General features: G+C 68.5%; 19 protein-coding genes. 9 read left to right on the forward strand and 10 right to left on the reverse strand.

What is annotated here, in order from left to right:
• Positions 1–38 precede the first annotated feature (38 nt).
• A complete protein-coding gene (locus tag ACRDNQ_RS15875) occupies positions 39–470 on the reverse strand; it encodes a hypothetical protein (RefSeq protein WP_431829665.1) in 432 nt (143 codons plus the stop codon).
• A 164-nt stretch (positions 471–634) separates the two neighbouring features.
• Between ACRDNQ_RS15875 and ACRDNQ_RS15880 the strand changes: the two genes are divergently transcribed.
• A complete protein-coding gene (locus tag ACRDNQ_RS15880; RefSeq protein ID WP_431829666.1) occupies positions 635–1,996 on the forward strand; it encodes a PP2C family protein-serine/threonine phosphatase in 1,362 nt (453 codons plus the stop codon).
• Here ACRDNQ_RS15880 and ACRDNQ_RS15885 read toward each other — a convergent pair.
• From ACRDNQ_RS15885 to ACRDNQ_RS15895, 3 genes are all read right to left on the reverse strand, one after another.
• The gene (locus tag ACRDNQ_RS15885; RefSeq protein ID WP_431829667.1) at positions 1,951–2,409 is read right to left on the reverse strand and encodes an ATP-binding protein; all 459 of its coding nucleotides are present in this window, start codon (positions 2,407–2,409) and stop codon (positions 1,951–1,953) included. The two genes, ACRDNQ_RS15880 and ACRDNQ_RS15885, sit on opposite strands and share 46 nt — an antisense overlap.
• Positions 2,410–2,451: 42 nt before the next feature.
• Positions 2,452–2,790: an STAS domain-containing protein gene (locus tag ACRDNQ_RS15890; RefSeq protein ID WP_431829668.1), complete on the reverse strand. Its 339-nt coding sequence runs from the start codon at positions 2,788–2,790 to the stop codon at positions 2,452–2,454.
• A gap of 163 nt (positions 2,791–2,953) precedes the next feature.
• Positions 2,954–3,928, reverse strand: coding sequence for a GlxA family transcriptional regulator (locus ACRDNQ_RS15895; RefSeq protein WP_431829669.1), 975 nt, complete (start codon positions 3,926–3,928; stop codon positions 2,954–2,956).
• A gap of 80 nt (positions 3,929–4,008) precedes the next feature.
• Here ACRDNQ_RS15895 and ACRDNQ_RS15900 point away from each other — a divergent pair, with 80 nt between their 5' ends.
• From ACRDNQ_RS15900 to ACRDNQ_RS15925, 6 genes are read left to right on the forward strand one after another with little or no spacing between them, the layout of a single operon-like run.
• A complete protein-coding gene (locus ACRDNQ_RS15900) occupies positions 4,009–5,169 on the forward strand; it encodes an acyl-CoA dehydrogenase family protein (RefSeq protein WP_431829670.1) in 1,161 nt (386 codons plus the stop codon).
• Between the two features lie 3 nt (positions 5,170–5,172).
• On the forward strand, positions 5,173–7,206 hold the full coding sequence (locus tag ACRDNQ_RS15905) for an acetate--CoA ligase family protein (protein ID WP_431829671.1): 2,034 nt from the start codon (positions 5,173–5,175) through the stop codon (positions 7,204–7,206).
• Positions 7,203–7,988, forward strand: a complete 786-nt coding sequence (locus ACRDNQ_RS15910) for a carnitinyl-CoA dehydratase (RefSeq protein ID WP_431829672.1) — start codon at positions 7,203–7,205, stop codon at positions 7,986–7,988. Before ACRDNQ_RS15905 ends, ACRDNQ_RS15910 begins: the two co-directional genes overlap by 4 nt.
• A gap of 11 nt (positions 7,989–7,999) precedes the next feature.
• A complete protein-coding gene (locus ACRDNQ_RS15915; protein WP_431829673.1) occupies positions 8,000–8,914 on the forward strand; it encodes a beta-keto acid cleavage family enzyme in 915 nt (304 codons plus the stop codon).
• A 9-nt stretch (positions 8,915–8,923) separates the two neighbouring features.
• Entirely contained in the window at positions 8,924–9,565 is a 642-nt protein-coding gene (locus ACRDNQ_RS15920; protein WP_431829674.1) for an HD domain-containing protein, read from the forward strand.
• Between the two features lie 39 nt (positions 9,566–9,604).
• Positions 9,605–11,032, forward strand: a complete 1,428-nt coding sequence (locus ACRDNQ_RS15925; RefSeq protein ID WP_431829675.1) for a carnitine 3-dehydrogenase — start codon at positions 9,605–9,607, stop codon at positions 11,030–11,032.
• 4 nt (positions 11,033–11,036) lie between these two features.
• On the opposite strand, the gene ACRDNQ_RS15930 is transcribed toward ACRDNQ_RS15925, so the two are convergent.
• Genes ACRDNQ_RS15930 through ACRDNQ_RS15945 form a run of 4 tightly spaced genes read right to left on the reverse strand, consistent with a single transcriptional unit; the run spans position 11,037 to position 18,412 of the window.
• Positions 11,037–12,581 (reverse strand): trimethylamine methyltransferase family protein, encoded by a 1,545-nt coding sequence (locus tag ACRDNQ_RS15930; protein WP_431829676.1) that lies wholly within the window; start codon positions 12,579–12,581, stop codon positions 11,037–11,039.
• Entirely contained in the window at positions 12,578–15,022 is a 2,445-nt protein-coding gene (locus ACRDNQ_RS15935) for a GcvT family protein (protein WP_431829677.1), read from the reverse strand. The genes ACRDNQ_RS15930 and ACRDNQ_RS15935 overlap by 4 nt, the downstream gene beginning before the upstream one ends.
• A 47-nt stretch (positions 15,023–15,069) precedes the next feature.
• Complete coding sequence (locus ACRDNQ_RS15940) at positions 15,070–15,966, reverse strand: homocysteine S-methyltransferase family protein (protein ID WP_431829678.1); 897 nt, start codon at positions 15,964–15,966, stop codon at positions 15,070–15,072.
• Position 15,967: 1 nt separating this feature from the next.
• Entirely contained in the window at positions 15,968–18,412 is a 2,445-nt protein-coding gene (locus tag ACRDNQ_RS15945) for a GcvT family protein (RefSeq protein WP_431829679.1), read from the reverse strand.
• Positions 18,413–18,514: 102 nt separating this feature from the next.
• On the opposite strand from ACRDNQ_RS15945, the gene ACRDNQ_RS15950 reads away from it, so the two are divergent.
• Entirely contained in the window at positions 18,515–19,408 is an 894-nt protein-coding gene (locus ACRDNQ_RS15950; protein ID WP_431829680.1) for a LysR family transcriptional regulator, read from the forward strand.
• Here the strand turns inward: ACRDNQ_RS15950 and ACRDNQ_RS15955 are convergent.
• On the reverse strand, positions 19,393–20,835 hold the full coding sequence (locus tag ACRDNQ_RS15955) for an aldehyde dehydrogenase family protein (RefSeq protein ID WP_431829681.1): 1,443 nt from the start codon (positions 20,833–20,835) through the stop codon (positions 19,393–19,395). The genes ACRDNQ_RS15950 and ACRDNQ_RS15955 overlap by 16 nt on opposite strands.
• Positions 20,832–21,494: a TetR/AcrR family transcriptional regulator gene (locus tag ACRDNQ_RS15960; protein WP_431829682.1), complete on the reverse strand. Its 663-nt coding sequence runs from the start codon at positions 21,492–21,494 to the stop codon at positions 20,832–20,834. Before ACRDNQ_RS15960 ends, ACRDNQ_RS15955 begins: the two co-directional genes overlap by 4 nt.
• Positions 21,495–21,735: 241 nt before the next feature.
• Between ACRDNQ_RS15960 and ACRDNQ_RS15965 the strand changes: the two genes are divergently transcribed.
• Positions 21,736–23,061, forward strand: coding sequence for an aspartate aminotransferase family protein (locus ACRDNQ_RS15965; RefSeq protein ID WP_431829683.1), 1,326 nt, complete (start codon positions 21,736–21,738; stop codon positions 23,059–23,061).
• The last annotated feature ends 7 nt before the right edge of the window (positions 23,062–23,068 follow it).

Consider the following 23,068-nt stretch of genomic DNA (forward strand, 5'->3'; position numbering starts at 1 on the left):
CGCGGGACGTCAGGTCGCGGCGCACGGCCGTGCCCGGGTCAGACCGGGGTCGCGTGACGAAGCCCGGTCGCGGCGCCGGCCCGCTTCTCGACCGATTCGAGCCCCTCCTTGCCGACCTCGATCTGCGCGTCGGACATGTGTCCGGCACAGCGCGTGCAGAACTCGATCCAGCCCTGAAAATCCTCGGCCAGACGCTCGACCGAGTCGCGCTGCCACTCGGTCAGCGCGCGTGCCGCGGCATCGGGACGGGCGCCGCCCGACCCCTTCATCGTCCGCGCCACGCCGATCGCGGCCTTCGTGGCCTCGTGCCGGCGCTGGAACCACCCCTGCGAAAAGGCTTCGGCCGCGTCCAGCATGCGATCCTGAGCGCGCCAGAACTGTTCCATCTGCGGCGCGGCCACGGGGTTGAGGGCCACCATTTCCTGCGCCTGCTTGACGACGTCGTCGAAAGACGTCCGGGATCTGGGCATGTCGCGTCTCCTTTTTTTTCGGGTCGCACGTCTGGTACAGCAGACCCGTCGATTGGTGCATTGACCTTGGTCAAGCGCGGCGCAGAAACCGGCCTGATGGCGACTTGCGGGGACGGTCGCCGTGGATCAGTCTGCCGCGACGGCGATCCGGGGGGCGATTTTCGATGGATGACGATGCGGGCGCGGTCGACACGGGAACGATCGCGACATTGCTGAGGCAGACACAGTCCTTCTCGGCCCTGACCGACGAGCAACGCGACCACATCGCGCGCTCGGGCCGCGTGCTGCGGCTTGGACCGGGCGAGGAATTCATCCGCCAGGGAGAGATGGCAAGTTCGGCCTTCCTGATCGTCGACGGCACGGTGAACGTCGATGTGCGCACCGCAGCCGGCCGCGTGACAGTGGCCGTTCTTGGCCGTGGCAACCTGGTGGGGGAAATCGCGGCCTTCGCGATGACCGAGCGCACGGCAAGCGTGATCTCACGCACGCAGGTGACGCTTCTGCGGATCGAGCAGTCCACGATCCGCGCTCTTCTGGCGCTCAGCCCCGACGCGGCCGTGTCGATCATCGGTGAGCTTGGGCATCGCCTGCAAAGCCTGAACGGAACGATCGCGACGCTCACGCAGGCGACGCGGGCGCTCGCGGCCGGCGCGTTCGAGCCCGACATGCTGGACGTGCTTCGCCAAAGCGGCGACCGCCTTGCGCATTTCGCGGGCGTCTTCGCCGAGCTGGCGCACGAGATCCAGGAAAAGCGGCTTCTGGCGCAGGAGATGGCGACGGCGGCCGAGATCCAGAGGGCCCTTCTGCCCCATCGGATCGACACACCGGGGGCGGGGGCCACCTTCGACATCGCCGCCGCGATGACGCCGGCGAAGGACGTGGGCGGTGATTTCTACGACTATTTCCTGCTGGATCCGCAGACCCTTGCCGTCGCCGTGGGCGACGTGTCGGGAAAGGGCGTTCCGGCGGCGATCTTCATGAGCGTCTCGCGCACGGTGCTGCGCACGGTGGCCCGGCAGCGCCTTTCGCCGGCCGAAACCCTCGCGCAGGTCAACGATCTTCTGGCCGACGGCAACGCCGAAAGCATGTTCGTCACGCTTGTCTTCGGAACGCTCGACCTGCGCAGCGGTCGCTTCGCCTGGGCCAGCGGCGGGCACGAGGAGGTGTTCTTCTGCCTGCCTGGCCTGCCACCCGAGAAGGCGGCGCCTTCGGGACCCGCGCTGGGGTTCTTCGACGGCGCGCGGTTCCTTCAGCACGAGCGGCACTTGCCCCCGGGCGCGACCGTGGTTCTGGCGACGGACGGCGTAACCGAAGCCTTCGACGGGTCCCGGCAGGTTTTCGGCGAGGCCCGGACGATGGCGGCGCTTGCACGGTGGGCCGGGGCCGACGCGGCCGCGCTGGTCAAGGGGATCGAGGCCGACGTGGCGGCGCATGTCGGGGCCGAGCCGGCGTCGGACGACCTGACCTGCCTTGCGCTGCGCTACCTTGGGTCCGCGCCCGACGCGGCGGCCGACCCCGGGGCCTGACGGTCGAAGCGCAGGGTCAGGATGTTCCTCTCGCCGTCGCGCAGGTAGCCCACCGACGAAGCGAGGCGGCGCATGATCCCGATCCCCAGGCCGCCGATGGGGGTGTCGGCGATGTTCTCGACCGGTCCGGGGTTTTCTACCGACAGCGGATCGAAGGGACGGCCGGCATCGACGAGGCGGGCGACGATCGCGTCGGGGGCCACGCTGACACGCAGATCGGCCCGGGCGGCACCGGGGTCGTCGAAGGCGTAGGACAGGACGTTGGTGACCGCCTCGTCGAGGCAGACCTTCACTTCGTCCGAAAGGGTCTTGTCGACGCCATGCGCCGCCATGACGCCGTCAAGCCAGACGTTCATGCGCATCACCTCGGACAGATCCTGCGCGATCGGGAAGTCGTGGTGGGACGGCGTCATGGGTGCTGGGGCCGTCCCCGGCGCAGGGCCCGCATGGTCATTTCAGCGGGTCACCGAGGCGATCGCAGCCGACTCGTCGTCGACAAGGTTGATCAGACCCTGGACCCCGGTCGATTCAAGCACCTTGCGCGGGGTCTCCTGCGCGCCGTAGACGGCCATGCGCCCGCCGCGTTGGGCGATGGCCTTGGCGGATTTGACCAGCACGCGGATTCCGATCGAGGCAAGGAAGTCGACGCCCGACAGGTCGACCACAAGCCGGCGCTCGCGTTCCGAGGCCGACCGGAACGGCGTGTCGGCCTCGGCCGCACCCGCGATGTCGAGCGCTCCGTGAAGCTCGATCTTCATGACGCCGTTCTCGAGGCGTTCCTGGCTCAGTTTCATGTCCGCTCTCCGTTGTGGGCGCTGTCGGGGACACCCTAGCGCGCCGGGGTCGGCCGCGCATAGCACTGCTTTTGTGACAGGACCATGACGGGCGGCCTTGGCAGGCGCGGACCCGACGATCCGCACCGGCCCAACCCAACCCGCCCCGGTCGACGCGTCCCGGTCACCCCGTTCCGGCGCCGGCCGCCCGTCGAAGGTCGCGCGGACTTGCGCCGAACTCGGCCCGGAAGGCACGCGTCAGGGCGCTTGGATCGGCATAGCCGCAGCGCGCCGCGATCTCGGCCACCGACATCGGCGTGCCTTCGGCCAGCCGCCGCGCCTCGCGCAGGCGCAGCCCGCGATAGACCGCCTGCGGCGTGAGCGCGAAGGCGCGGCGGAAGGCGGCCTCCAGCGCGCGCTGCGACACGCCTGTCGCCTGCGCGACGGCCGCGACGGGAAGCGGGGTCTCGACCGTGCGGCGCATCACCGACAGCGCCGCGTCGACCACGGGGGCATAGGGCGCGTGCCGCCCTTGCCCCTGGTCGGCGCGGCGGGCAAGCGGCCGGTCGCTGTGCAGAAACAGCGACGCCACATCCAGCCGCAGCATCGCGCCATGCTGCGCCTCGATCAGGTCGAGGATCAGGTCGAAGGTCGTCGTCACCCCGCCGCAGGTGATCCGGTCGCCGTCGATCACATAGCGATCGGGGCGCACGTCGACGTCGGAAAAGCGTTCGGCGAAGGGCGTGATCTCGTCCCAGTGGATCGTGGCCCGGCGCCCCAACAGAAGCCCCGCCGCCGCCAGAAGCCAGGCACCGGTGTCCATGCCCACCACCACGCGAAATCGCCGCGCGGCGGCACGCAGGGCCCGCAGGGTCGGCGCCGTGGAATGACGTCGAAAGCCGTAGCTTGGCATGACGAACAGGTAATCGCCGCCCGGATGCCGGGAAAGCGGCGCGTCGGGCTGTACCGGAAGGCCGCTTGACGACACGACGCCGGCGCCGTCGATGCTGAGAAACTGCCAGCGATAAAGCCCGCGCCCCGACAGCGTGTTGGCCGCGCGCAGCGGCTCGACCGCGTTGGCAAGGCACAGGTTCGAGAAGCGGTCGAACAGCAGGACCCCGATTTCGCGCGTGGGGCCGTGGAAAGGCGAATTCTGCATGATTGGCAGACTAATCCTGCATGATGATCCTGCGCAAGTCGGCATAGGCTGTCGCCGAAACGACAGGGATGTGCCGCGCCATGCATTTCGGGCTGAGCGAAGAACAGGAGATGATCGTCACCACCGTGAGGGCGTTCGTCGAGAACGAGATCTACCCGCACGAGGCGCAGGTCGAACGGACGGGCGTGGTTCCCGAGGAGCTGGCGCAGGAGATCAAGCGCAAGACGATCGAGCTTGGCTTTTACGCCTGCAACTTCCCCGAAGAGGTCGGCGGCGCGGGGCTGTCGCACCTGGATTTCACGCTGGTGGAACGCGAGCTTGGGCGCGGCTCGATGGCGCTGACGCATTTCTTCGGGCGGCCGCAGAACATCCTGATGGCCTGTTCGCCCGAGCAGCGCGAACGCTATCTTCTGCCTGCCGTTCGGGGCGAACGGATGGATGCACTGGCCATGACCGAACCCGACGCGGGCTCGGACCTGCGCGGGATGAAGTGCAGCGCGGTCCGCAAGGGCGGCGACTGGGTAGTGAACGGATCGAAGCACTTCATCTCGGGGGCGGCGCATGCCGATTTCGTCATCGTCTTCGTCGCCACCGGCGAGGACCAGACCCCGAAGGGCCCCAAGAAGCGCATCACCTGCTTCCTCGTCGATCGGGGCACGCCCGGCTTCACCATCCGCGACGGCTACCGGTCGGTGTCGCATCGCGGCTATCCAAACTCGGTCCTCGAGTTCGACGACTGCAGGCTGTCGGACGCGCAGGTTCTGGGCGAGGTCGACGCGGGCTTCGACATCGTCAACGAATGGCTCTACGCCACACGGTTGACGGTCGCGGCCTTCTCGGTCGGTCGGGCGCGGCGCTGCTTCGATCACGCCCTGACCTACGCGGCCCAGCGGCGGCAGTTCGGTCAGCAGATCGCCAAGTTCCAGGGCGTAAGCTTCCAGATCGCCGACATGATCACCGAGATCGACGCCGCCGACCTGCTGACGCTGGCGGCGGCCTGGCGGCTTGACCAGAAGCTGCCCGCCAACCGCGAGATCGCCTCGGCCAAGCTTTACGCGACCGAGATGCTGGCCCGCGTGACCGACGCGACCTTGCAGATCCATGGCGGCATGGGGCTGATGGACGACCTGCCCATCGAGCGCTTCTGGCGCGACGCCCGGGTCGAACGGATCTGGGACGGCACCAGCGAGATCCAGCGCCACATCATCAGCCGGGATCTGTTCCGGCCGCTCGGGGCCTGATCCATGCAGCCACTCGACCGCCTGCTGCGCCCCCGCTCGATCGCGGTCATCGGCGGCGGGGCCTGGTGCGCCAACATCGTCCGCCAATGCGGCACCATCGGCTTCGAAGGCGCGGTCTGGCCGGTGCATCCGACCAAGGCCGAGGTGGGCGGCCTGCCCGCCGTGCCCCGGCTGTCCGACCTGCCGGGGGCGCCCGACGCCACTTTCATCGGCGTGAACCGCGAGGCGACCGTGGGCATGGTGGCCGAACTGGCCGGCATGGGCGCGGGCGGCGCGGTCTGTTTCGCCGCCGGCTTCCGCGAGGCGCTGGCCGAACTTGCCGACGGCGCCGACCTCCAGGACCGCCTTGTCGCCGCCGCGGGCGACATGCGCATCCTCGGCCCCAACTGCTACGGGTTCCTGAACTACCTCGACGGGGCGGCGCTCTGGCCCGACCAGCACGGCGGCCAGCGCGAGGCGACGGGTGTCGCCATCGTCACGCAATCCTCGAACATCGCGATCAACCTGACGATGCAGCGCCGGGGCCTGCCGCTGGCCTATGCCGTGACCGCCGGGAACCAGGCGCAGACCGGCTTGTCCGAGATCGGGACGACGCTTCTGGAAGACCCGCGTGTGACCGCGCTGGGGCTTCACATCGAAGGGATCGACGACCTGGCCGCCTTCGCGCGCATGGCCACGACCGCCGCCCGCCTTGGCAAGCGCATCGTCGCGCTGAAGGTGGGCGCCTCGGAACAGGCGCAGGTCGCGACCGTGTCGCATACCGCCTCGCTTGCCGGGTCGGACGCCGGCGCCCGCGCGCTGTTCGAGCGGCTGGGGATCGTGCAGGTGGGCTCGCTCTCGGTCCTGCTCGAGACGCTGAAGCTTCTGCATGTCGCGGGGCCGCTCAGGACGGGGCGCATCGCGTCGCTGTCGTGCTCGGGCGGCGAGGCCAGCCTGATGGCCGACCGCGCCCTGGGCACGCGACTGTCCTATCCACCGCTCACCGATGCCCAGAAGACCGGCCTGCGCGCGGCGCTTGGGCCCAAGGTCGCGCTGGCCAACCCGCTGGATTACCACACGTATATCTGGGGCGATCAGGACGCGCTGACGCGGACCTTCACGGCCGCCGCCGACCCCGGCCTCGACCTGCTGTGCGTCGTGCTCGACTTTCCGCGCGCGGACCGCTGCACCTCCCCCGAGTGGCAATACGTGGTGAACGCCCTGCGCGCGACCCGGGACGCCACGGGGGTGCAGGTGGCGCTGATCGGCTCGATCCCCGAGAACCTGCCCGAGGACGAGGCACGGCGCGCGATCGACCTTGGTATCGTCCCCTTCTGCGGGATGGACGAGGCGCTGGAAGCGATGTCGGCGGCCGTGATGCCGGACCGGCCCTCGTCCCCCCCGCCCCTTGTGGCGGAGCTGCCGGCCGATCCCCGGCTTCTTGCCGAGGCCGAGGCGAAGGCCGCGCTTGCGGGCTTCGGCCTGGCGGTCCCGCGCATGGTGCGGGTCGGGGGTGCCGCCGGCGCGGCCGAGGCGGCCGAAGCGATCGGCTACCCCGTGGTTCTGAAGGGCGAAGGCTTCGCCCACAAGACCGAAGCCGGCGCCGTCGTGATCGGCCTGTCCGACGCCGATGCCGTGGCGCGGGCGGCGGCCGCGATGCCGGCGCCGTCGTTCCTGATCGAGGAACAGGTGACCGGCGCGGTGGCCGAGCTTCTGGTGGGCGTCGTCTGCGACCCGGCCAGCGGCCATGTCCTGACGCTGGGCGCGGGGGGCACGCTGACCGAACTGATGCGCGACCGCGTCTCGCTTCTGCTGCCGGTGACCGCGACCGACATCCGCGCGGCCCTCGAACGCCTCAGGATCGCGCCGGTGCTGCAGGGCTATCGCGGAAAGCCCGGCGCGAACCTCGATGCCATTGCCGAAGCCGTGCTGGCCGTGCAGGCTTACGTCGCCGCGCACCCGGGCCAAATCGACGAGGTCGAGATCAACCCGCTGATCTGCACGCCCGAACGGGCGGTGGCGGTGGACGCACTTGTCAGGAAGGGAGACCCGACATGACCGACGGACCGATCCGCACCGAACGGCGCGGCGCCGTTCTTGAAGTCACGCTTGACCGGCCGAAGGCCAATGCCATCGACCTTGTCACCAGCCGGATCATGGGAAAGGTCTTCACCGACTTCCGCGACGATCCCGATCTGCGCGTGGCGATCCTGACGGCGGCGGGCGAGAAGTTCTTCTGCCCCGGCTGGGATCTGAAGGCCGCCGCCGCCGGCGACGCGGTCGACGGCGACTATGGCGTCGGCGGCTTCGGCGGGTTGCAGGAATTGCGCGGGCTCAACAAACCCGTGATCATGGCGGTCAACGGCATCTGCTGCGGCGGCGGGCTTGAGCTTGCGTTGTCGGGCGACATCATCCTGTGCGCCGAGCACGCCACCTTCGCCCTGCCCGAGATCCGCTCCGGCACGGTGGCTGACGCCGCCTCGATCAAGCTGCCGCGCCGCATCCCCTATCACATCGCGATGGAGATGCTGATCACCGGCCGCTGGATCGACGCGGCGGAAGCCGCGCGCTGGGGCCTTGTGAACCGCGTCCTTCCGGCAGAGGATCTTCTGCCCGTGGCCCGCGCCATGGCCGACGAGATCGCGGCGGGCCCACCGCTGGTCATGGCCGCGATCAAGGAAGTCGTGCGCGAGGCCGAAGGCATGAAGTTCCAGGACGCGATGAACCGGATCACGAAAAGCCAGTTCGAGACGGTCGAACGCCTTTACCGGTCCGAGGACCAGAAGGAAGGCGCCCGCGCCTTCGCCGAGAAACGCGACCCGGTCTGGAAGGGCCGCTGAGGGAGGAACCCATGCCGCTTGCCATGAACCGCGAGGTCTTCATCACCTGCGCCGTCACCGGATCGGGGGGCACGCAGGACAGGTCCCCGCATGTGCCGCGCAGCCCCAAGCAGATCGCCGAAAGCGCGATCGCGGCCGCGAAGGCCGGCGCGGCGGTCGTGCATTGCCACGTCCGCGACCCCGAGACCGGCAAGCCATCGCGCAAGGTCGCCTACTACCGCGAGGTGACCGAGCGCATTCGCGACGCCGAGGTCGATGTGGTCCTGAACCTGACCGCCGGCATGGGCGGCGACATGGTCTTCGGCCCGCCGAGCGCGCCGCTGCCGCTCAACTCCGCGGGCACCGACATGGGCAGCGCCGAGGACCGGATGGCCCATGTCGCCGAATGCCTGCCCGAGATCTGCACGCTTGACTGCGGCACGATGAACTTCGCCGAGGCCGACTATGTCATGACGAACACGCCCGGCATGCTGCGGGCTATGGGCGGCATGATGACCGACCTCGGCGTCCTGCCCGAGATCGAGGCCTTCGACACCGGGCATCTGTGGTTCGCCAAGGAACTGGTGCGGGAAGGCGTGCTGAAGTCGCCCGCGCTGGTCCAGTTGTGCATGGGCGTGCCCTGGGGCGCGCCCGACGACCTCAACACCTTCATGGCGATGGTCAACAACGTGCCGTCCGACTGGACATGGTCGGCCTTCTCGCTTGGCCGGCACCAGATGGCCTATGTCGCGGCGGCCGTGCTTGCGGGGGGCAACGTGCGGGTGGGGCTCGAGGACAACCTCTGGCTCGACAAGGGGGTGCTCGCGACGAACGCGCAGCTTGTCGAGCGCGCGGTAGGCATCATCGAGGGGATGGGCGCCCGCGTCATCGGCCCGGCCGAGGTCCGCAAGAAGCTGGGCCTCGTGAAACGCGCGCCGCGCGGCTAGGGGGCTGCCTTGGACACGGTCAAATTCACCGCGATGAAGGATGGCGACAAGGACGACTACGACCTTCTCGCCCGGCACGAGCATGCGCATGTGGCGGGCACGGGCGACCGGCTTCTCAAGGCGCTTGTCGAGCTTGACGAAAGCTTCTCGGGCTACCGCATCACACGTCTTGGGCATTGCCTCCAGTCCGCGACGCGGGCCTGGCGGGACGGCGCGGACACCGATTGGGTGGTGGCGGCCCTTCTTCATGATATCGGCGACATCCATGCGCCCCACAATCACGACGAATATGCCGCGACGATCCTGAAGCCCTTCGTGCGCGAGCAATGCACCTGGGTGGTCGAGAAGCACGGCGACTTCCAGCTTCTCTATTACGGTCAGCACGTCGGTGCCGATCCAGACAAGCGATCGCGCCACGCGGGCCACCGCTATTTCGACGACTGCGCCGCGTTCTGCGAGCGCTGGGATCAGGCAAGCTTCGATCCCGACTACGCCACGCTGCCCGTCGATTTCTTCCGGCCGATGGTGGCCGAGGTCTTCGCCCGCACGCCCTACGACCCCGGCGTGATCCGGCCGGGCGTCCGGGTGCCCTTGGGGGACGCGGACGCGGCGCGCGAACGAGCGGCGCGGGACGACAGCCCCAATTCTTGAAGAATGACCCCATGGGGGTCGGACGAAGGACGAACGGACATGGCACGCAAGGCGGCAATCGTGGGCGGCGGGGTGATCGGCGGCGGCTGGGCCGCGCGGTTCCTTCTCAACGGCTGGGACGTGGCGGTCTTCGACCCCGACCCCGAGGCCGAACGCAAGATCGGCGAGGTTCTGGCAAATGCCCGACGCAGCCTGCCCGCGCTTTATGACCGGGCGCTGCCGCCCGAGGGTCGGCTGGGTTTCCACGCCACGGTCGAAGCCACGGTCGCGGGGGCCGACTGGGTCCAGGAAAGCGTGCCCGAGCGGCTGGACATCAAGCACCGCGTCTTTGCCCAGATCATGGCCGCCGCGCCGGCCGAGGCGATCATCGGCTCGTCCACTTCGGGCTTCAAGCCATCGGAACTGAACGAAAAAGGCGCGCGGGCGGTCGTCGCGCACCCGTTCAACCCGGTCTACCTGTTGCCGCTGATCGAGCTTGTGGGCGATGCCGCGACCTGCGCCCGCGCGGCCGAGGTGCTGCGCGGGATCGGGATGTTCCCGCTTCATGTCAAAAAGGAGATCGATGCCCATATCGCCGACCGCTTCCTCGAATCCGTCTGGCGCGAGGCGCTGTGGCTGGTGAAGGACGGGATCGCCACCACCGAGGAAATCGACGAATCGATCCGCATGGGCTTCGGGCTTCGCTGGGCGCAGATGGGCCTGTTCGAGACCTACCGCATCGCCGGCGGCGAGGCGGGGATGGAGCATTTCATGGCGCAGTTCGGGCCCTGTCTGAGCTGGCCCTGGTCGCGGCTGACCGACGTGCCGGAATTCAACGACGATCTGGTGACGCTGATCGCCTCGCAGTCGGACGCGCAATCGGGGCATCGCACGATCCGCGAACTCGAACGGCTGCGCGACGACAACCTTGTCGGCATCCTGCGCGCCCTGCGGCACACGCGATCGGGCGCCGGCGGCGTGCTTGTCGCGCACGAGGCCACCCTGCCCCCGCCCGCGCCGGTCGATCTTCCGGTGACGGTCGACCGGCAAGTGCCGGTGACCTGGACCGATTACAACGGCCACATGAACGAGGCGCATTACCTCGAGATCGGGGCGCAGGCCTCGGACCGGTTCATGGAGATGATCGGGGCCGACGCCGCCTATATCGCCTCGGGCAAGAGCTATTTCACCGTCGAGAACCACCTGCGCTACCTTGCCGAGGTGATGGCGGGCGACCGGCTGACGGTGACGACGCAGGTGCTGGGCGGGGGCGGCAAGAAGCTGCACCTTTTCCATCGCATCGCGCGCGCCGACGGGACGCTGGCCGCGACGATGGAGACGCTGCTTCTGCACACCGACCTGACCACGCGCCGGTCCTGCCCGCCCGAGCCCGGGGTCGAGGCGGCGCTGGCGCACCATGTCCGCGCCCACGCCGGGCTGCCGCGCCCCGAGGGTGCGGGACGCGCGATCGGACAGCCGGTCGGGTGACGCCTCAGAAGTGGATGTTGTAGGCCCCGCGCACCGCGCGGTCGATGTCCGAGGCCACCTGGCAGGGCGCCTGCGACAGGATCGCGTCGGTGCGCGCCATGGCGCGGTCCATGAGGCCGGGGCGGCCGGCCTCGACCCATTCCTTGGGACTCATCCGGTTGCCGACCTTGGGATAGACGTATTCCGTCTCCATCAGGCGCAGCGTCTGGTCGGCGCCAAGATAGTGGCCCGGACCGCCAAGGCAGACGTCCTTCATCACCTCGATCGAGACGCTGTCCTCGGTCACCTCGATCCCGCGCACGCAGCGCAGGACCTGCCCGATGATGTCGTCGCCCAGCACAAGGCTGGGCAGGCAGAAACCCAGAAGCGAAGCATGCATGCCGGCGGATTCGTAGACCAGGTTCAGGCCCGACAGACCGGCCAGAAGGTTGGTGATGCCCTGCTCCCAGCCCGCCTGCATGTCGGGCAGCTTGCTGTCCGAGATGCCGCCGGCGGCGCCGCCCGGCAGGCCGTAGAACTGATGCATCTGCGCGCAGCCCGCCGACAGCAGGCCAAGCTCGGCCGACCCGCCCGACATCGCGCCGGTGCGCAGGTCGCAGACGAAGGGCCAGGTGCCGAAGATCGCGGGATGGCCGGGCTTCATCGCGTTCACATAGACGACGCCCGACAGGCACTCGGCCACGGCCTGCACGATAGTGGTGGCCAGTGGCGCGGGCGCCGTCGCCCCCGCCTGCCCGGCCGACAGCAGAAGCACCGGCATGCCGGCGCGCACGCAGTGCTCCATCGTGATGCAGCTTTCCTCGGCGAACTTCATCGGCGGCACGACGAAGCAGTTCGAGTTCGACACGAAGGGCCGGGCGCGCCAGGCCTCTTCGCCGCCGGCGACCATGTGGATCAGCTCCATGCAGCCGGCGAAATGGCCGGGCTCGGAGAAGGACGTGCCGACATGCTTGGTCGTGCCCGACAGACAGGCGTAAAGCGTGTTCACGTCCATGTCGTAGTTGTCGGTCACGTCGCGGCAGACCATGGTGCGCTGGAAGAAGTGGATGTTGTCGAGGTGATGGGCAAGGCGCGCGGCGTCATAGAGGTCGCGCGCGGTGGAGTCGCGGTAGTTCCCCGTCACGGGATCGACGATGTGCACCGCCGCGCCGGCCGTGCCGAAATGAACGCGCGTGCCCGACAGATGAAGATCGTAGGCCGGGTCGCGCCCGTGCAGCGTGAGGTCGCGCGCCGCCACCGCCAGCATGTCCTCGACCAGGGCGCGGGGAAAGCGGATGCGCCCGTCGTCGCCCAGGATCGCGCCCGCGCCGGTCAGGATCTCGACGCCGGAGGCCGGGGCATTGGCCAGCCCGATCACCTCGAGCGCCTGAAGCGCCGCCTCGTGGATGCGCAGGACGTCGGCTTCGGACAGGGGCCTGTACTGCCCGCCCGACATGCCCGCCCGCACCGCGCGCTGCGCCTCGGGTTTGGCCGCTGCCCGCGCCGCCATCTGCGCCGCCCGACCGCCCGTCCGCCGTGGCCGTGCCACCTGTTCCACCGATCCGCTCATGCGCGTACCCTCTCTGCCTTTGGGTCATACATCGGCGCAAGACTTGCCACCGCCGCGTGGCGCCTTCCGGCAATCTCGATCTGATAGTCCGAGGCAAGGACCTCGTCCGCCGTCTCGCCGGCGCAAGGCACGTAGCCAAGGCCGATCGCCCCGCCCAAGGCGTGCCCGTAGTTGCCCGAGGTCACGATCGACACGATCTTCCCGTCGCGCACGACCGCCTCGTTGTGAAAGAGCATCGGTTCGGGGTCGGTCAGCCGGAATTGCAGAAGTCGGCGCTGAAGCCCCGCTTCGCGCTTGCGCAGCACCGCATCGCGTCCGATGAAGTTGCCCTTCCCCGTCCGCACCGCGAAGCCAAGACCGGCCTCGAGAACGTGGTCCTCGTCGGTGATGTCGTGGCCGAAATGGCGGAAGGCCTTCTCGATGCGGCAGCTGTCCAGCGTGTGAATGCCGCAGAGCGTCAGACCCATGGGATCGCCCGCCTCGACCAGGGCTTCGAAGACATGCGCCGCCTGGTCGGTGGACACGTAGATCTCCCACCCAAGCTCGCCCACATAGCTGATGCGGTGGGCCCGGGCCAGACCCATACCGATCTCGATTTCCCGTGCGGTGCCAAAGGGATGCGCGGCGTTTCCGAAGTCGTTGGGACTGACCGCACGCATCAGGTCGCGCGCCTTCGGACCCATGAGGCAGAACACCGCCTCGGATGCAGTCACGTCGGTGACCACCGCGAAGGCGCCGTTCAGATGGTCCTTAACCCAGGCGATGTCGCGGCGCAGCGTGGCGCCGGGGACGACCAGAAGGAAGGCCGTCTCGGACAGGCGCGTGATCGTCAGGTCGCTTTCGATTCCGCCCCGGTCGTTCAGCATCTGGGTATAGACGATGCCGCCGGGCTCGACGTCGACATCGTTGGCGCAAAGCTTCTGCAGAAGCGCGCAGGCGTCGCGCCCCTCGACCCGGATCTTCCCGAACGAGGTCATGTCGAAAAGCCCAAGTCCGGTGCGCACGGCCATGTGTTCGGCCCGCTGGTTGTCGAACCAGTTCTGTCGGCCCCAGTCGTATTGGTATTCGCGCTCCTGCCCGGGGGCGGCGAACCAGTTCGCTCGCTCCCATCCCGCGACCTCGCCGAAGACGGCGCCGCGCGCCTTGAGATGCTCGTGCACGGGGCTGCGGCGGACGCCGCGCGCGGTCGCGACCTGGCGGTAGGGGAAATGATCGGCGTAAAGCAGCCCAAGCGTTTCGGTCACGCGTTCCTTCAGGTAGCGGCGGTTCTTCTGGAAGGGCTGGGCGCGGCGGATATCGACCTCCCACAGGTCGAAGGGCGGCGCGCCTTCGGTGATCCAGTGCGCCAGCGCCATGCCCGCGCCCCCCGACGACACGATCCCGATCGAGTTGTAGCCGGCCGCGATCCAGTAGCCCCTGAGCTCGGGCGCCTCGCCCAGATAGTAGCGGTCGTCGGGGGTGAAGCTTTCAGGGCCGTTGAAGAAGGTGTGGATGCCCGCGTCCGCCAGCATCGGCATCCGGTTGACGGCGGCTTCGAGGATCGGCTCGAAATGCTCGAAATCCTCGGGCAGGCTGTCGAAGCAGAAATCGGCGGGGATGCCGTCCATGCCCCAGGGCTTGGCCACGGGCTCGAAGGCGCCCAGCATCATCTTGCCGGCGTCGGACTTGTAGTAGGCGCATTCATCCGGCACGCGAAGAACGGGCAGATGCCCAAGCCCGTCAATGGGTTCGGTCACGAGATAGAAGTGCTCGCACGCATGAAGCGGCAGTGTCACGCCGGACCGACCGGCAAGCTCGCGCCCCCACATGCCGCCGCAGTTCACCACCACCTCGGCCGCGATGTGGCCCTTGTCGTCGCCCGCGATCCAGTCGACCCCGGTGACCCGGCGGCCGTCGTCGGTGACGGCCAGAACCTCGACATCCTCGAGGATCGTGGCCCCGGCCATGCGCGCGCCCTTGGCCAGCGCCATGGCGATGTTGGCCGGATCGCACTGACCGTCGAGCGGCAGGTGCACCGCGCCGGTCACGCCTTCGACATTCAGGTGCGGATACATCGCGGTGACCTCGGCCGGACCCACCTCGTGCACCTCGACGCCGAAGGCGCGGGCAAGCGTGGCCTGCCGCAGCAGTTCTTCCCGCCGCGCCTCGGTCAGCGCGACCGAGATCGAGCCCACCTGCCGCATCCCCGTGGCGATGCCGGTCTCGGCCTCGAGCCGGACATAGAGATCGGCGGAATACTTCGCCAGGCGCGTCATGTTCTGGCTGCCGCGCAACTGCCCGATCAGCCCGGCGGCGTGCCACGTCGTGCCCGAGGTCAGCTTGCGCCGTTCCAGCAGGACGATGTCGGTCCAGCCCGCCTTGGCAAGGTGATAGGCGACCGAACAGCCCGAGACGCCGCCACCGATGATCACGACACGGGCATGGGTCGGGGGCAGCGTCATGTCGGGCGTCTCGTATCATGGGGGGTGTCGAACGGGCGGCGCATGGCTCAGACGATCCTGTGGCCGGCGGCTTCGAGGGCGCGGCGCAGGGCGGCAATATGCGCGGGCCCGGTCTCGCAGCAGCCGCCGACGATGGTGGCGCCCATGCCGACCCAGGCCATGACGTGCCGGGCATAGGCCTCGGGTGTCAGGTCCTCGCGCGCCGAAAGCGCATCGACGGTGGGCTTGTCTTGCAGGAATTCCTTGGTGATCCGGGTGAAACCGTTTGCATAGGCGCCGAAGGGGAGCCCTGCGTCCTTCATGGCGGCAAGGGCGGCGGGCATCGCCTCGGGTGCCGAACAGTTGGCAAGGATCGCCGCCGCCCCGCCCGACTTCGCCAGGGCCGCCGCTTCGGCCACCGGTTCGCCCGAGCGCAGGCGCGACCCATCCTCGTCGTCGACCGTGACCGACAGCCAGACCGGCTTGCCCGCTGCAAGCGCGCCCTCCAGCACGGCGCGGGCATGGGCAAGCGAGGCGACGGTCTCGCACAGAAGAAAGTCGACCGAGGGGCCCAGAAGGCGGGCGATCTCGGCGTACTTCGCAACGGCCTCGGCGTGCGGCGGGTGCCTGTCGGGGCGGTAGCTGGCCACAAGAGGGCCGATGCTGCCCGCGATGCGGCCGCCATGCGCCGCGCGGCGCGAGGCTGTCGCCTCGTCAAGCGCCTGCGCATGCAGGTCCGCGAAGCGGCCCTCGAACCCCGTGCCCTCCAGTCGGTCGTGGTGGACGCAGTAGGTGTTGGTCGTGGCGACGGTCGCGCCGGCGGTGAAATAGTCGTCGTGGACCGCGCGCACGAGGCCGGGATGCTCCATCATCACCGTCGTCGACCACAGCGGTGTCGGCCGGTCGCCCGCGCGGTGGATCAACTCCTGCCCCATGCCGCCGTCGAGAAGGACGATGTCGGTCATGTCAGGCCCGAAGCCTTTCGTTCGCCGGGTCCCAGAGCGGGCCGTCGCCATGGACAAGTGCGGGGCGGCGGTCGCCGAAGATCTCGACCTCGACGCGCGTTCCCGGCTGGGCAAGGTCGGGGCGAAGCTCGGCAAGCGCGATGGAGGCATCGACGCGATAGCCCCAGCCACCGCTCGTGACCTCGCCCACCACCTTGCCATCGTGCCAGATCGTCGACATCGACGGCGCATCGGCGTCGTCCGCGTCGATGGTCAGCACGGCAAAGCGTTTCCGCGATCCGCGCTGCTTCTCGGACAGAAGCGCGGCCTTGCCGGGGAAGTCCTGCGCCTTGTCGAACCGGATGAACCGATCGAGCCCGCCCTCGAGAAGCGTGTAGTCGGTCGACAGATCGCCTTTCCACGCGCGATAGGCCTTTTCAAGGCGCAGGCTGTTCAGCGCCCACATGCCGAAGGGTACGGCGCCTTCGGCCAGCACGGCCTCGTAGATCGCGGGGACGGCGTCGAGGGGGGCGTGCACCTCCCACCCCAGTTCGCCGGCGAAGGACACCCGCGCCAGCGCCGCCTCGCGGCCCGCGACGCGGGCCCTTTGGTGGCTGAGCCACGGCAACGCAAGGTCGGCATCCGAAATCCTGGCGAACAGCGCGCGCGCCTTCGGGCCGGTGACGATCAGCGTCGACATCTCGCGCGTCCGGTCGGTCAGCGTCAGCCGGTCGGGAAGCGTCTTCGCCAACCACTCGTAATCGTGCCATTGCGCGACCGCCGCCGTGATCAGGGTGAAGTCATCTTCGGCGTTGCAGGCCACCGTCATCTCGGTGACGATCCGCCCCCGGTCGTCGGGGAAATAGGCCAGCGCAATGCGCCCCGGTTTTGGCAGGCCGCCGGCAATCCGGGTGAGAAGCCACTCGCCCGCTCCCGGCCCCGTCAGGTGGAACCGCGAGAAGCCGGGCAGATCGAGAACACCCACTCCGTCGCGCACCGCCTCGCATTCCTCGCGGATACGCGATTCCCACGGGCCGGCGCGGCCCCAGGTCTGGGTCGCCTCTTCCGACGTGTCGTCGCCGCGCCGCGCGAACCAGTTCGCCCGCTCCCATCCCCCGTAAGCACCCATCTGACCGCCCAGCGCCTTCACACGGTCATGGACGGGCGAGACCTTGCGGTCGGGCGCGGCGGGCCAGCGGTGCCAGGGGAAGTGCATGGCGTATTCGTGGCCATAGACCTCGACCGCCTTGGCCACGCAATAGTCGTGGTCCGTGAAGTCGGTGAAGCGGCGCGGGTCGCAGGACCACATGTCCCATTCGGTGCCGCCCTCAATCACCCATTCGGCCAGCACCTTGCCGGCCCCGCCGCCCTGCGCGATCCCGAAGGTGAAGACGCAAGCCTCGAAGGCATTCGGAACCCCCGGCATCGGGCCGATCAGCGGGTTGCCGTCGGGGGCATAGGGGATCGGGCCGTTGATCACCTTGGCAAGCCCCGCCTCGCCCAGCACCGGCACCCGCGCCATCGCGTCGGCGATGTAGGGTTCCAGGCGGTCAAGGTCGTCGGGGTAAAGCTGGAAGCTGAAATCTTCGGGCAGGGGATCGTCGGGCGTGACCCAGTGTGGCCGGCAGGCGCGTTCGTAGGGGCCAAGGTTGAAGCCGTTCTTCTCCTGCCGCAGGTAGTAGGAGACATCGACGTCGCGCAGAAGCGGCAGCTTGTGGCCCACCGATTGCGCCCAGTCGCGCACCGCGGGCACCTCTTCGAAGACAAGGTATTGATGGCTCATCACCGCCATCGGCAGGCGCCGCCCGCCGAAGGGACGGAACCATTCCGCCACCCGCTGCGCGTAGTATCCGGCGGCGTTCACGACGATCTCGCAGCGGATGTCGCCCTTGTCGGTGTGCACGATCCATTCGCCGCCCTCGCGGCTGACGCCGGTGGCGGGGCGGAAGCGTTCGATGCGGGCGCCAAGGGTGCGCGCGCCACGTGCCAGCGCCTGTGTAAGCTGCGCCGGGTCGATGTCGCCGTCGGCGGGGTCGTAAAGGGCGCCGACGATGTCGTGGGTCTCGAGAAACGGATACTTCGCCCGGATCTCGTCGGGGCCGAGAACGTCGAGCGCCATGCCCTGATAGCGGCCCATGCCGCGGGCGCGCTCGAACTCCTGCATCCGCGCGCGGGTATGCGCCAGCCGGATCGAGCCGGTGACGTTGTAGTTCATCGGATAGTCGACCGCCGCGCCCAGACCGCGGTAAAGCTCGGTCGAATAGCGCTGCATGTTCATGATCGCCCAGGAGGTCGAGAAGGTCGGCACGTTGCCGGCCGCGTGCCAGGTGGACCCGGCCGTCAGTTCGTTCTTCTCGAGCAGGACGCAGTCGGTCCATCCCGCCTTCGCCAGGTGATAAAGAGACGAAACGCCGACCGCCCCGCCCCCGATGATCACGACGCGCGCGGACTCGGACGTCCCTGACATGCGTTTTCTCTCCTGTTTCACGGCAGACTACCCGCGCGCCGGGCGGGCTTTCAATTCCGCCGACGCATCGTTATTGATCGGAAATCCCGATCAGGAGCGCCGATGAACCCCGAACTGATCGACACCTTCCTTGACCTGTGCGAGACGCGCAGCTTCAACCGCACGGCGGAACGCCTTGGGGTGACGCAGTCGACCGTCTCGGGGCGGGTCCGGGCGCTGGAGAAGCTTTTGGGACGGCGGCTTTTCCAGCGCAGCCGGTCGGGAACCGAACTGACCACCGAGGGGCTGATGTTCGCCCCGCACGCCCGAAGCCTTCGCGTAGCCTGGGCCGAGGCGCTGCATGCCGCGCGGCATGCCGGCGACAGCGCGATGACGCTGCGCATCGGCCTTCAGCATGACCTTGCCGCCGCCCATATCGGCGACTGGGTCAACGCCTTCCTAGCCGCCTTTCCCGGCGTCTCGGTCTATGTCGAGGCCGACTATTCGGCGAACATGTGCGCCGACCTCGCGTCCGGCGGACTTGACCTGGCGATGCTGTTCACGCCGCAAGGCGGCCGCGACATCCACTTCGAGACGATCGGCGAGATCGGGTATCGCATGGTCTCGACCGACACCGAGCGGCTGTCCGAGGTCACGACGGCCCGCTACGTTCTGGCCAACTATTCGCCGGCCTTCGCGCAGACCCATGCGCAGCTTCACCCCGGCCTGTCGACCGCGCCCGTTTCGAGCGGGCAGAACGCCACCGTGGCGGGGCTTCTCGCGACGCTGGGCGGAACCGCCTATGTGCTGGACGAAACGGCGCTGGCACTGGCCGCGTCAGGTCAGGCGCGGCTGGTGGCGGATGCGCCCGCGATCACGCAGCCAGTCTATGGCGCGGTGCTGCTGCGCAACCGTCACCGCGCCAGCCACCGGCGACTGATGAAGCTTCTGCGCGCGCGCTTCACCCAGCGCCCGTCGCGCGCGGCGCCGCAACCGGGCCTTCAGTCCGCGCCGTAGCCGACCAGAGCCTTGACCTCGCAGAAGTCGTGGATGGCCCAGTCGGCGTATTCGCGGCCGTTCCCGGATTGCTTGTAGCCGCCGAAGGGCGCGAAGAGATCCCACTCCGGATAGTTGATCTGCACCTGCCCCGCGCGCATCTGGCGCGCGACGGCGCGCACCTGCGCCATGTCGGTGCCCTGCACATAGGCGGCAAGGCCATAGACCGTGTCGTTGGCGATGCGCACGGCCTCTTCGACGCTGTCGTAGGGAATGATCGACAGGACCGGACCGAAGATTTCCTCGCGCGCGACGGTCATGTCGTTGGTCACGCCGCCGAAGACGGTCGGGCGCACGTAGAAGCCCTGGTTCGTGCCGGCGGGCAGTCCCGGGCCGCCGGCGGCCAGATGCGCGCCCTCGGCGATGCCGGCCTCGATGAGACGCTGGATCTTGTCGAACTGGAGGCGGCTCACGACCGGGCCAAGGTCGGTGGCCTCGTCGCGCGGGTCGCCCACCTTCACGGTGTTGGCCACGCCGGCCGCGATCGCGACGGCCGCGTCGTGCCGGTCGGCAGGGACAAGCATCCGGGTGGGCGCATCGCAGGACTGGCCCGAGTTGGCGAAGCAGGCGTTCGCGCCCTCGGCCACAGCCGTCTCGAGATCGACGTCGGGCAGAAGGATGTTGGCGGACTTGCCGCCAAGCTCCTGCGCGACGCGCTTGACGGAGGGCGCGGCGGCGGTGGCCACGGCCGTGCCCGCGCGGGTCGAGCCGGTGAAGGACACCATATCGACCAGCGGATGGCGCGCCAGCACCTGCCCGACCTCGGGTCCGGTGCCGTTCACCAGGTTGAAGACGCCCTTGGGCGTGCCCGCCTCGTGCATGATCTCGGCCCAGATCAGGCCCGAGAGCGGCGCAATCTCGGAGGGCTTCAGCACCATGGTGCAGCCCGCCACGATCGCGGGCGCGACCTTGCAGGTGATCTGGTTCATCGGCCAGTTCCACGGCGTGATCAGGCCGCAGACCCCGATACCTTCGCGGATCAGAAGCGTCTCGCCGCGCCGTTCCTCCCAGTGAAAGCGCTCGGCCGCCTCGATCGTGGCGCCCAGATGCGCGCTGCCCGCCCAGACCTGGGCGTCGCGCGCGAAGGTGATGGGGGCGCCCATTTCCTGGCTGATGGCCTGGGCGATCTCTTCGGAGCGGGCGTCGTAGATCTCGAGGATGCGCTTGAGAAGCGCCAGCCGTTCGGCAAAGGGCACCGACGACCAGCTTGGGAAGGCCGCGTGCGCGGCGGCGATGGCGCGTTCGGCGTCGGCTTCGGTGCCATGGGCAAGCGTCGCATAGCCGCGCCCGGTGGCAGGGTCGATCAACTCGGCCGCGCCCGCGCCCGGCAAGGGGGCGACCCAGCCGCCGTCGATGTAGAATTCGCCAAGTCTGTCGTGCGCGCTCATGCTTTCACCGCCTGTTCCGAAATCAGCCCATGCTCACAGAACAGCGCCGGGAAGAAAGCCGAGGCGCAGGTATGGACGCTGCGCAGCCCCTCTTCGGCGCTGTAGGGATTCGTCATCGTGATCATGTCAAGCCACACGCCCTCGACCGCGACGCGCAGCATCCGTGCGACGAGAACCGGGTCGAACGGGCTGCCCTGCTCGACGCAGAGGCGCGCGCAGATGCCCTCCATGACCTCGATGTATTCCTGGTCGTTCGAACCGCAGCTTTGTTGGTAGATCGGGCGCGACTGCGCCTCGCCCCAGAAGGTGCACCAGGCGTAAAGCCGCGCCTGCGTGCAGATCTGCGGGTTGAAATCGGCCCGCAGAAGCGCGTCAAGCTGCAGCGCCGCCTCGGGCGGAGCCGCCTCGAGCGCGCCGACCCAGTTCTGGCGGTATTCCTCGGCCAGGAAGGCCAGCGTCGCGGCGAGAAGCTTTTCCTTGGTGGCGAAGTGGAAACTGACCAGACCGTGGGAAAGCCCGGCCTTCTTCGCCACCTCGGTCTGCGTGGTCCGGGCGTATCCGTTCTGCGACAGGACCTCGATCGTCGCCTCGATCAACTGGGTGCGCCGTTCTTCGCGGCTTCCCTTTCGGCGGCGTTTTGATTCGGATCCGTCAGGCATGGTGGCGTCGCTCGTCCTCGCTTCTGACCCTGTAGAGTCGGTAGGTAACGTAGCGGCATCTTTCAAGGCCGCCACGCCGCCAGCGCAGTTTTCCCGCACGCTTCCTTCATAAACTTGCAAGATTTTGATTGACTGTCCAGTCAATATTGGAGCACCCTGACCCCACACCGGCCCTTGCACCTGCCAGGCATGCGCGACGCCAACGTCGCGCGCAGGGACCATCAAACAGACAGGTACTCCGATGAAACCCCGTTCGCTCAAGCGTTCCAACGCCCATTTCAAGAAAGCCCTCAAGCGCCTGCCCCTCGGGGTGGCCTCGTCGTTCCGATACTGGGGCGACGACCGCACGGTCTATGTGGACCACGGCAAGGGCGCGCGCGTCTGGGACATCGACGGCAATGAATACGTGGATTACCGCCTGGGCTATGGCCCGGCGATCCTGGGCTACGCCGACGACCGCGTCGACGCGGCGGCCCGCAAGGGTATGGAGGTCGGCGGCGTCTTCGCGTTGTCGACCGAGAAGGAGCTCGAAGTGGCCGAGCGCATCGCCGGCATGGTGCCCAGCGTGGACCTCGTGCGGTTCTCGAATTCGGGGACCGAGGCGGTGATGGCCGCTCTCCGGCTGGCCCGCGCGCACACCGGGCGCGAATCCTACGTGCTGATCGAAGGCAGCTATCACGGCCTCTTCGACGCCGCGATGTGGATGGTCGACGTCGAGGACTGGGAGCCCGAGCGCGGCCGCGAGCCGCGCAAGGTCAGCTATTCCAAGGGGATCCCGCAGTCGCTGCGCCAGCTGGCCCACCTTGCGCCGATGAACGACCCCGAAATGCTGGAAAGCATCTTCCGCCTGCACGGCAACGAGATCGCCGCCCTTCTCATCGAACCGATCCAGGGCAACTGCTGCGCCATCTCGGCCAACAAGGAATACGTCCAGAAGGCGCGCGAGCTGTGCGACCTGTACGGCGCGCTTCTGATCATCGACGAGGTCAAGACCGGCTTCCGCGTGGCGCGCGGCGGCGTCCAGGAACTGATGGGCGTTCGGGCCGACATCTCGACCTTCGCGAAGGCCATGGCGAACGGCTATCCGATTTCGGCCATCGGCGGACGCGAGGACGTGATGCGCACCTTCCGCTTCGGCGGCGCGGCGCATGGCGGCACCTACACCGCCCACTCCGTGTCGATCGCGGCGGCGGCCGAGACGCTGCGCATCCTCGACGAGACCGACGCGCTGGAAAACATCGCGGCCTATGGCACCGAACTGATGGACGGGATCAGCAAGATCCTGGACGCACGCGGCATCGTGCACAGCTTCACCGGCCATCCGTCGATGTTCGGCCTGTTCTTTGCCGAGACGCCGCCCGACAACTACCGCGACTGGAAGAACTCGGACTACACCTTCTACGACACCATGGCAGAGCACCTGCACGACGCCGGCATCATCGTCGAGCCCGACAGCCGCGAGCCCTGGTTCATGTGCGAAGCCCACGATGCCGCCTGCCTCAAGGATACCCTGCGGGCGGTGGAATGGTCGGTCGAGATGACGATGGAAGAGCTTGCCGTAGCCTGAGGCGCCG

It is taken from the genome of Saliniferula longa, assembly GCF_050789285.1.
Taxonomy (GTDB): Bacteria; Pseudomonadota; Alphaproteobacteria; order Rhodobacterales; family Rhodobacteraceae; genus CAVPWP01.

Coding starts and splice junctions, on each gene's coding strand:
- ACRDNQ_RS15935 (WP_431829677.1), bottom strand. CDS start 15,022: ATGACGCTGCCCCCGACCCATGCCCGTGTCGTGATCATCGGTGGCGGC.
- ACRDNQ_RS15930 (WP_431829676.1), bottom strand. CDS start 12,581: ATGAGCGGATCGGTGGAACAGGTGGCACGGCCACGGCGGACGGGCGGT.
- ACRDNQ_RS15905 (WP_431829671.1), top strand. CDS start 5,173: ATGCAGCCACTCGACCGCCTGCTGCGCCCCCGCTCGATCGCGGTCATC.
- ACRDNQ_RS15895 (WP_431829669.1), bottom strand. CDS start 3,928: ATGCAGAATTCGCCTTTCCACGGCCCCACGCGCGAAATCGGGGTCCTG.
- ACRDNQ_RS15960 (WP_431829682.1), bottom strand. CDS start 21,494: ATGCCTGACGGATCCGAATCAAAACGCCGCCGAAAGGGAAGCCGCGAA.
- ACRDNQ_RS15940 (WP_431829678.1), bottom strand. CDS start 15,966: ATGACCGACATCGTCCTTCTCGACGGCGGCATGGGGCAGGAGTTGATC.
- ACRDNQ_RS15875 (WP_431829665.1), bottom strand. CDS start 470: ATGCCCAGATCCCGGACGTCTTTCGACGACGTCGTCAAGCAGGCGCAG.
- ACRDNQ_RS15900 (WP_431829670.1), top strand. CDS start 4,009: ATGCATTTCGGGCTGAGCGAAGAACAGGAGATGATCGTCACCACCGTG.
- ACRDNQ_RS15915 (WP_431829673.1), top strand. CDS start 8,000: ATGCCGCTTGCCATGAACCGCGAGGTCTTCATCACCTGCGCCGTCACC.
- ACRDNQ_RS15880 (WP_431829666.1), top strand. CDS start 635: ATGGATGACGATGCGGGCGCGGTCGACACGGGAACGATCGCGACATTG.
- ACRDNQ_RS15885 (WP_431829667.1), bottom strand. CDS start 2,409: ATGACGCCGTCCCACCACGACTTCCCGATCGCGCAGGATCTGTCCGAG.
- ACRDNQ_RS15965 (WP_431829683.1), top strand. CDS start 21,736: ATGAAACCCCGTTCGCTCAAGCGTTCCAACGCCCATTTCAAGAAAGCC.
- ACRDNQ_RS15945 (WP_431829679.1), bottom strand. CDS start 18,412: ATGTCAGGGACGTCCGAGTCCGCGCGCGTCGTGATCATCGGGGGCGGG.
- ACRDNQ_RS15955 (WP_431829681.1), bottom strand. CDS start 20,835: ATGAGCGCGCACGACAGACTTGGCGAATTCTACATCGACGGCGGCTGG.
- ACRDNQ_RS15890 (WP_431829668.1), bottom strand. CDS start 2,790: ATGAAACTGAGCCAGGAACGCCTCGAGAACGGCGTCATGAAGATCGAG.
- ACRDNQ_RS15925 (WP_431829675.1), top strand. CDS start 9,605: ATGGCACGCAAGGCGGCAATCGTGGGCGGCGGGGTGATCGGCGGCGGC.
- ACRDNQ_RS15950 (WP_431829680.1), top strand. CDS start 18,515: ATGAACCCCGAACTGATCGACACCTTCCTTGACCTGTGCGAGACGCGC.
- ACRDNQ_RS15910 (WP_431829672.1), top strand. CDS start 7,203: ATGACCGACGGACCGATCCGCACCGAACGGCGCGGCGCCGTTCTTGAA.